The organism is Peribacillus saganii, assembly GCF_003429095.1.
GTDB lineage: Bacteria > Bacillota > Bacilli > Bacillales > DSM-1321 > Peribacillus > Peribacillus saganii.
The window spans coordinates 1-7,829 of record NZ_QVTE01000022.1 but is presented as its reverse complement, the minus strand read 5'-3'; the positions used below and the strand labels follow the sequence as shown (position 1 = coordinate 7,829).

Sequence of the window (7,829 nt, the reverse complement as noted above, 5' to 3'; positions counted from 1 at the left end):
TTTTTTGTTCAAACTCCATTTTCACTCATTACAGGAATGCTGCCCCTTATCTAATAGACGTATATTTTATTATAAAAGTTCCATTACGAATCCTTCTTAAATGAACCCTCTCTGGACTTTACATCGTAAAATAAAAAAAGAGAGCCAGTTGGCTCTCTCCTTTATTATAAGCGTTTTGCGCCGACAAATTTCGGTTTCCAGTATGGGTTGCTTGTGCTTGCAATCGATACTCCCTTTGATGAAGTGGAATGAATCATTTTGCCACTACCCATATAAATAGATGCATGAGTTACTCTTGAAGCTTTATTAGGAGCAAAGAACATCAGATCTCCTGCCTTAAGGGAAGTAACTCTTGTCCCTTTTTTGTACATTTCAACCGTTGTGCGCGGCAGAGTCTTTCCCGCCTTTGCATAAGCATATTTTATTAAACCTGAGCAGTCATATCCTCTTGATGACATGCCTCCCCATTGGTATTTAATTCCAAGTTGTGTTTTGGCAGCTGCAATAGCTTTCGTTTGAGGTGATGTAGCAGCCTCGCTCATAGTTGGAGCAACAGTGGCTAAGATCGATGCGACAGATAATGCTGCGATGATTTTCTTTAACAAGTAAGTTTTCCCCCTGTTGTGCTTTTCTAAACCTATAATAACTAAAAAATGTTAACATTGGCATCCCAGGGACATTACAGTTTTATTACAAAATGAATCAATATTATCCACATTTCTACAAATAAAATTCGTCAGATAACCTTCAACCTTTCATTTTTCTGCAATATAATAACAATAAAAGAGGTGATTGCAATGTGCTTTTCTACTAATGTCATTGAAACTCAGGCATATGAAACAGCTCTGAAAATACGGGAAGAATCCATTTTCAAGTTCGTGAGAACCGAATGTACTAATGGAAAAATCTTTGATATCGATAACCCTGGACACGCTGAACTACCCGTAATCACAAAGGTGATACTTCAAGACAAGAGTGGGAATCTTTTTGCGGTCGAACCTAATCAATTGGGGCTGAAGTTTGCAAAAGGTGAAATAAACTTTAAAGAATACAAAAAAACACAAAAATCCGATATGGCAAAAGGACTTGGCATCTTATGTGCAGTAACAGGGATATTCTTCTCCATTAGCGTAGCATTTGTTCAATGGATGATTTAATAAGCATAAAAAAGAGCATCTTATACAGATGCCCTTTTGTTTGGTTACTTATTAATGACCTGCGTGTTCTCCGCCTTCAATTGGCTGAAGCTCATCTGCTGTTACCCATTGGTGGTTTTTCACTCTTTCCCCGCCAGTTGTTGGTGTGTAATCAACCATATAAATCGTCGTTTGTTCTGCCGTATCAATAGTAGCCTGTGCACCCTTCATTCCTTCCATATGCTCTACGTTAAGGGTTACTTCATCTCCTACTTTATAAGGAGTATCACCAGCATCTTTCAAATCTTCTTGTATCACCCATTTATGGTTCGTTACTTTTTCTCCGCCCGTAGTGGGAGTATAGGACACAGCATAAACGGTTGTATCATAAGCGCCGACAATCGTTGCCTCAGCACCTTTCATTCTTGCTTGTTCTTTTTCCAACTGTGGAATTTCTAATTTCATACTATGCAAAACACCGTCAACGATTTCTTCAGCTAGAGAATCCGCATAATCGATTAAGTGGTTTGAAACATTCAAAACCAAGGTCATATTAGTCCAACACCTTCTTTTAAGGTAATTAATTCTTGTAGTAATACTAATCATTTACGTCATTGAAAGTCAATGGAAGTAAAAAAACAGAGATGGTGCTTCCCACCTAGCTAAATTTCTTTAGTAACAATTTACAAGCACAGAGCCATTTGATTAATTGGTATTCAAGCTATATTGGTATTATTCCTGTCTAGTTCATGGCGATCTTAGGATTGTCCTCCAAACTGCTTGGCTAAGATTGGGATTAAAAAATCGCCGCAATCTAAATCAGAACCATATGGGTAATAATAAAGGTTCGACTCATCTTTTAATGCTGGTTCTTCTACAACTCGTTTCAGCTTCCGCTGCTCAAATCTTTGATTCCCCAGTTTTCACTTTTGCTACCGCCTCATTATAACAAGCATTTACTGTAAGCATTCTTTGATTTACTAGGTTTTGGACGAAAAGTTATCGGGAATCTAATTATACCAACTTCACTAAAGGTAACTTGAATTAAAGTGGAACTTGGTAAAGGGATAATAATCGGTAGTAACTTATAGTATTTGAGGAAAAGGAGAAATTATGGTAAAAACCCTAGCAATTAATAAAAAGTCTGAAATGAAAATGAACGTGGAGTTTTCTGATCTCCTTAAAGGGGATTTTTTATGGTTCTGGGTGGATTTTGACCAACCCAGCAACGAGGAGGTTGAATACTTAAGGAAACCTTTCAAATTTCATCCCCTTGCAATTGAAGACTGCATTCATACTTTGCAACGACCCAAATTAGATTATTATGAGGACCACGTTTTTTTTGTTGCACAGGCGTTAAATCCTCATAACTTTACAAAGGAAGAAGTTGATATCTTTTTAGGCGAAAAATTTATTGTTACATATCATAATGAAAAATCAGAAGCAATCGATAAAGTATGGAAACGGCTTGAACATTGTTCGAACGTAGAAAGTTGGAACCCCTCTCTTGTGTTGTATGAGGTGCTCGACAAAATAGTCGATAACTATTTCCCTTTAGTACAAGGAATAGAGGAAAGTTTAAACGAAATTGATGAGAATCCGCATAATAAAACGATGGAGTTACTCCTAAAAGACTTGTTTGACGCCAGACACAATCTTCTTTCCTTAAGGCAGGTAATTTCTCCAATGCAGGACCTGGGTTACCGAATATTGAATTCTCAAAGATTGACATTGCTACATTTGAAAAAAGAATATTTTACAGATATTTATGACCATCTTGTTAGACTTGGGGAAATGATTGAAGCGAATCGTGAGCTAACAACCGATATAAGGGATAGTTATATAGCGTTAAATTCAACACAAACCAATCATGTTATGAAGGTTCTCACCGTCATAACTACCATTTTCATGCCTCTGACTTTCATCGCAGGGGTGTACGGGATGAATTTTGAACATATGCCTGAGTTAACATGGGATTATGGGTATTTTGAAGCCTTATCTCTTATGTTCCTCATTGGCATGGGAATGTTTATTTGGTTTAAGAAAAAGGGGTGGTTTAAATAAGAGAAGAATATATTAAGATGAATGGTTTAACCAATATCCAGGAAACATTCTTTTGACTCGTTAATACAGCCTAATAAAAAAGGGATTTTATCATTAGCTATGATTTGGGTGTAAGTGAAGAGAACCCTCAAGTTTCATTGTTAGTCCCCCCGCCAGCAAAATTGAAAACACAAAAAGAAAATAATGAGATAAAAAAGAGCTAGGAAATGAATACTAGCTCTTTTTGTCGTTTCTTTTTATTGAGAACTGCTAAGGTTAGTTTAAAAGAATCGCTTTTTCCAAAAGATAACCGCGGTGATGGATGAAAGAATGACGGATAAAATAAGGGCACCATAAAAAGCAAAAGGGTTATCTTGAAAGGGAATACCTACATTCATCCCATAAAAACTGGATACCATGGTCGGTAAAGCTAAAATGATGGTCACTGATGCTAAAAACTTCATCACCATATTCAAATTATTTGAAATAACAGATGCAAAAGCATCCATCATTCCGCTCAGAATGGTTGTATGGGTTTCAGCCATCTCAATAGCTTGTTGATTTTCTATGATTACGTCCTCCAGCAATTCCTGATCATCTTCAAACATTTTTAGATAATTGCTTTTTAACATCTTCTGCATAACAAGGTTATTTGATTTTAAGGATGTTGTGAAATAAACTAAACTCTTCTGCATGTTCAGTAACGAGAACAGTTCTTTGTTCTTCAATGACTCATGTAGCTCTTTTTCAATTCTGTCAGTTTTTTTGATGATTTGTTTAAGATATTTTAGGAAATAAGTGGCTATTAAATACAGAATTTGAAAGGAAAACCTTGTTCTTTTAAAGGTAAAGAATTGTTTAAATTTATTCTGTGCAAAAACGTGAAAAATGGGATTATCTTTCAAGCAAATTGTAATAAAACAATCATTTGCAATAATCATTCCCAAGGGGATCGTATCATATATAGGTATGTCATTCTCATCTTTTGACAGTAACGGCATGTTAACAATGATTAAAACATTGTTATCATCTTTTTCAATCCTTGATCGTTCTTCTTCATCTAGTGGATCTTTTAAAAAATCGATAGGAAGATTTAAAGTATTTGCAACTTGATTGATTTCAAGTTCAGTTGGCGACACCAGGTTAATCCAGCATCCTTTAGTGATTATATCGGATTCATGAAGAACACCATTTTCGTTAGTTAAATAAATATTTAGCATGTTATAACCTCCTTATCTGTTAAGGAAGTCAAAATACTCTTACAAAACAAAAGAGTCGATTTCTTTATCAATAATCAAACATCTGTGGGTTTGTACGATTATGACTTCCCCTCTGTTCGAACTGGGTTCTGGTTCGTTCTTACTTTGACAAGGCAAGAAAATCAACTCCTCTGTATAAAGTATTTATATCATCCGTTATTATCATACTCTTCGACCAAGTGCTTGTAAACTTGTATTATACTTTGTGTTGTGGGCTCTAAGGCACCATAGTTCATAGACCTTCCTCTCCCAGCCTTAGAAACAGTATGAACGGATGCAATACATTTTCATTCTCTATGGTGAAGTGTCGATTTTTGGCGATTCATGGATGGCTAACGGATGAAATAGTTGAAAATTTTGCTGACAAAGTGTTACCTTTTTCTTATTGAGCTAAAGTGGCAAGGTAATTCATCGTGAAACGGAAAAGAAATTATTTAAGAGGTGCGATGTATGATAAATTGGATTACCTCAATAATGGAACAGTTTGGTTACTTCGGGATTTTTCTTCTAATTACATTAGAAAATATTTTCCCCCCTATTCCTTCTGAGGTCATTTTAACATTCGGTGGTTTTATGACAACTAAAACAACATTAAGCGTTATTGGTGTGATATCAGTCTCAACTATCGGTTCAGTGGCAGGAGCAGCCATTCTTTACGGAATTGGAACTCAGCTTAGTGTCAGTCGGTTGGAAAAAATAGTGGATAAATGGGGGCACATTCTGCGTGTAACAAAAAAAGATGTCCAACGGGCAGATGCATGGTTCGATAAATATGGGGTGTGGACTGTTTTCTTTTGTAGGCTAATTCCATTAATCAGAAGTCTAATATCTATTCCTGCGGGCATGTCACATATGAATTTCTGGAGATTTTTAATTTTCACCACAGCTGGAACAATCATTTGGAACTCTATCCTGGTTAATATAGGAGCTAAAGTTGGCTCTTCGTGGGAAAAAGCAGTGGGCTATATGGACATCTACTCAAATATTATTTATTTATTTTTGGCTGTGTTCTTGATTGTTTTCGTTGCTATTTTCGTCAAAAAGCGAGTTAAAAAATAAAATTTTAAAGACTTGATTAGCTACTTGCTTCCAGAGGTGCATCATAGAATGTATTGTGCCGTCTTTGATTCAGTACGCTGCTTATGCCTGGAGGTTATCCTGATAACTGGGGTACTTGGTGGCTCACTGATGAACGTTATTATGATTCGAGGTTTATTATGAATTTAAAGTCTCAACTGGCAATAGCATTTATTATCAGCCTCGCATCACTTCTGGGATTCGGGGCTATGGCTCTTTTTGTTAGCAAACATACAATTGTTGCTTTCGACAGTACCATTATTTCTTTTGTACAAGGATTTGAAGCACGAACTCTAACCGCTATAATGAAATTTTTTACATTAATTGGTGGAACGATTCCAGTCGTGGTGCTGACTCTTTTGAGCCTGTTCTTCCTTTATTGGGTATTGAAACATCGTTCAGAACTCATATTATTGATTGCTGTTATGTCAGGTGCCAATATACTCTTTGTGTCGTTGAAACTGTTGTTTCATAGGGCGCGCCCAGACTTACATCGACTAGCCGAGGCAAGCAATTATAGTTTCCCTAGTGGTCACGCAACGATGGCGTTTGCTTTATATGGTGTTCTAACATTTATTCTATGGCGACATATTTCCACTGGATTAAAGCGGACTATTCTAATCACCTTAAGCGTATTTATGATCCTGATGATAGGAATCAGTCGGATTTATCTAGGTGTACATTATCCGAGCGATATAATAGCTGGGTATTTTATTAGTGCTTTCTGGCTTTCAATTGCTATTTGGTTTTATATGCTGTACAAGGAAAGAAGATACGAACGGATACATACCAGGAATAATTAACGTCCTAGGAAAAGTCAATCTGCTCAGAGAAAACCCACTCAAAATGAGTGGGTTTTCTCATTTCTTTTCCCTAAGAGCATAAAAATAATAAGTGTTTTCTTAAAAATCCGTACCCCCTAAGTCTAGGTTTTACGGTTTTATGAAACAACTATTCATTTATTATTCTTATTGATTCCTTGATGAACTTGAAAAAGAAACTTTTTTTGCTGTTCTTTTTTCTCTGCTTTACCCCAACTATTTTAATATTAGAGATGTAGCATCTTTTTCATTGGTAACAATGTCATCACCACAAAAACCTAGATCTAATACTAATTATTTTTGCTTATGAAGCTTATATACAGTTTTACGTTCTGTATAAACTGCCCAATACGAGTCCAGAACTCCCGTGTAATGTAAATAGTCAATTTTAGCGTTCTATAATTAACCTGCCTCAAGAATTGAAGAAGAAAATCAACAACGTTCTACATTAAAAGTCCACTGATTTGCAATTTTTTCCGTTTCCTGTTAAGATTAGAAAGAATTATTTTTGTTCGGTGTAAAGGATAGTATGAGTATCGACTTTTCGTCTTGATGATCACTTTGGGCAAGGATAGTAATACATTGTGCGGTAACGCACTAGGAGGCAACACAAATGGAACAAGGTACAGTTAAATGGTTTAATGCAGAAAAAGGTTTCGGCTTTATCGAACGTGAAAATGGAGACGATGTATTTGTACACTTCTCTGCTATCCAAAGTGAAGGTTTCAAATCTTTAGACGAAGGTCAAAAAGTAACGTTTGACGTTGAGCAAGGTGCTCGTGGAGCTCAAGCTGCTAACGTTCAAAAAGCTTAATCTTAAATCGATTATACAAACAGGCTCTTTAAATAGAGCCTGTTTTTTTGTTCTCTTTATAATACTCAATAAAAAACCCCTAGTCGACATTCGAGTAGGGGGATGGTACAGGTAATGTAAAAAGATTTAAGACTTCAAAGGTTTGTTTACAGTATAACATACTTATCGACAATATGTGGAATGTATATGGTTATTTAAATTTCTTTAAATGAATTTGGAATCAGCCATATCATTAAATGATTCGTCTAAAATTCATCTTAATGATTCCAAAGAGATAACACCCATGTTGCGGGATAAAAAATAACTATTTAAATACTATAATTTAGTTCGCATCACAAGCGATACTGTCATTATCCCTATCAAGGTCATGCGGATCTTGGGAAGGTCCGCCTGCTGCTTCATAGACAGCCTGTGCGGATGACTGGGATGAGAAATCCCCACAGTCCAAGTCAGCTCCAAATGGGTCGTATTCCAGATTAGATGCAGTATCCAGTTCCGAAGCCTCAACATACCCGCTAGCCTCTCCTGCTTCTTCTGCTGCTGCGATTTTTGACTCATACTCAGTCTTCACTTTTGCGACCGCTGTTTTTGATAATTTAAATTTGAGCCATTTTTATACGATTTGATCACATTAAAAATGAGCCACTCAATTTCCAATTCTATTAACCTCTCTTATGAT

At 36.2% G+C, this 7,829-nt stretch carries 9 protein-coding genes; 5 read left to right on the top strand and 4 right to left on the bottom strand.

The features are described 5' to 3' along the window. Window positions 1-164 precede the first annotated feature (164 nt). A complete protein-coding gene (locus D0469_RS08940; RefSeq protein ID WP_233522998.1) occupies window positions 165-605 on the bottom strand; it encodes a C40 family peptidase in 441 nt (146 codons plus the stop codon). 192 nt (window positions 606-797) lie between these two features. Between D0469_RS08940 and D0469_RS08935 the strand changes: the two genes are divergently transcribed. Continuing rightward, window positions 798-1,157 (top strand): hypothetical protein, encoded by a 360-nt coding sequence (locus tag D0469_RS08935; protein ID WP_117326404.1) that lies wholly within the window; start codon window positions 798-800, stop codon window positions 1,155-1,157. Window positions 1,158-1,208: 51 nt separating this feature from the next. Here D0469_RS08935 and D0469_RS08930 read toward each other — a convergent pair whose 3' ends face one another. Next, window positions 1,209-1,688, bottom strand: coding sequence for a YdhK family protein (locus D0469_RS08930; RefSeq protein ID WP_117326403.1), 480 nt, complete (start codon window positions 1,686-1,688; stop codon window positions 1,209-1,211). A gap of 561 nt (window positions 1,689-2,249) precedes the next feature. Here D0469_RS08930 and corA point away from each other — a divergent pair. Then, window positions 2,250-3,200, top strand: coding sequence for a magnesium/cobalt transporter CorA (gene corA, locus D0469_RS08925; protein ID WP_117326402.1), 951 nt, complete (start codon window positions 2,250-2,252; stop codon window positions 3,198-3,200). A 260-nt stretch (window positions 3,201-3,460) separates the two neighbouring features. On the opposite strand, the gene D0469_RS08920 is transcribed toward corA, so the two are convergent. Then, complete coding sequence (locus D0469_RS08920; RefSeq protein WP_117326401.1) at window positions 3,461-4,399, bottom strand: magnesium transporter CorA family protein; 939 nt, start codon at window positions 4,397-4,399, stop codon at window positions 3,461-3,463. A 489-nt stretch (window positions 4,400-4,888) separates the two neighbouring features. Here D0469_RS08920 and D0469_RS08915 point away from each other — a divergent pair, with 489 nt between their 5' ends. The 3 genes from D0469_RS08915 to cspC all read left to right on the top strand — a co-directional run bounded on the left by D0469_RS08915 (window position 4,889) and on the right by cspC (window position 7,150). Then, on the top strand, window positions 4,889-5,497 hold the full coding sequence (locus D0469_RS08915; protein ID WP_117326400.1) for a DedA family protein: 609 nt from the start codon (window positions 4,889-4,891) through the stop codon (window positions 5,495-5,497). A gap of 83 nt (window positions 5,498-5,580) precedes the next feature. Continuing rightward, window positions 5,581-6,318, top strand: coding sequence for a phosphatase PAP2 family protein (locus D0469_RS08910; protein ID WP_233522997.1), 738 nt, complete (start codon window positions 5,581-5,583; stop codon window positions 6,316-6,318). A gap of 631 nt (window positions 6,319-6,949) precedes the next feature. After that, the gene (gene cspC / locus D0469_RS08905; protein ID WP_010331195.1) at window positions 6,950-7,150 is read left to right on the top strand and encodes a cold shock protein CspC; all 201 of its coding nucleotides are present in this window, start codon (window positions 6,950-6,952) and stop codon (window positions 7,148-7,150) included. A gap of 322 nt (window positions 7,151-7,472) precedes the next feature. Here cspC and D0469_RS08900 read toward each other — a convergent pair whose 3' ends face one another. Beyond that, complete coding sequence (locus D0469_RS08900) at window positions 7,473-7,721, bottom strand: excalibur calcium-binding domain-containing protein (RefSeq protein WP_117326398.1); 249 nt, start codon at window positions 7,719-7,721, stop codon at window positions 7,473-7,475. Window positions 7,722-7,829 lie beyond the last annotated feature (108 nt).

Bases quoted from the DNA above. Each gene is read 5' to 3' on its own strand.
- D0469_RS08910 (WP_233522997.1), top strand. From the start codon at position 5,581: ATGCCTGGAGGTTATCCTGATAACTGGGGTACTTGGTGGCTCACTGAT.
- D0469_RS08930 (WP_117326403.1), bottom strand. From the start codon at position 1,688: ATGACCTTGGTTTTGAATGTTTCAAACCACTTAATCGATTATGCGGAT.
- corA (WP_117326402.1), top strand. From the start codon at position 2,250: ATGGTAAAAACCCTAGCAATTAATAAAAAGTCTGAAATGAAAATGAAC.
- cspC (WP_010331195.1), top strand. From the start codon at position 6,950: ATGGAACAAGGTACAGTTAAATGGTTTAATGCAGAAAAAGGTTTCGGC.
- D0469_RS08920 (WP_117326401.1), bottom strand. From the start codon at position 4,399: ATGCTAAATATTTATTTAACTAACGAAAATGGTGTTCTTCATGAATCC.
- D0469_RS08935 (WP_117326404.1), top strand. From the start codon at position 798: ATGTGCTTTTCTACTAATGTCATTGAAACTCAGGCATATGAAACAGCT.
- D0469_RS08915 (WP_117326400.1), top strand. From the start codon at position 4,889: ATGATAAATTGGATTACCTCAATAATGGAACAGTTTGGTTACTTCGGG.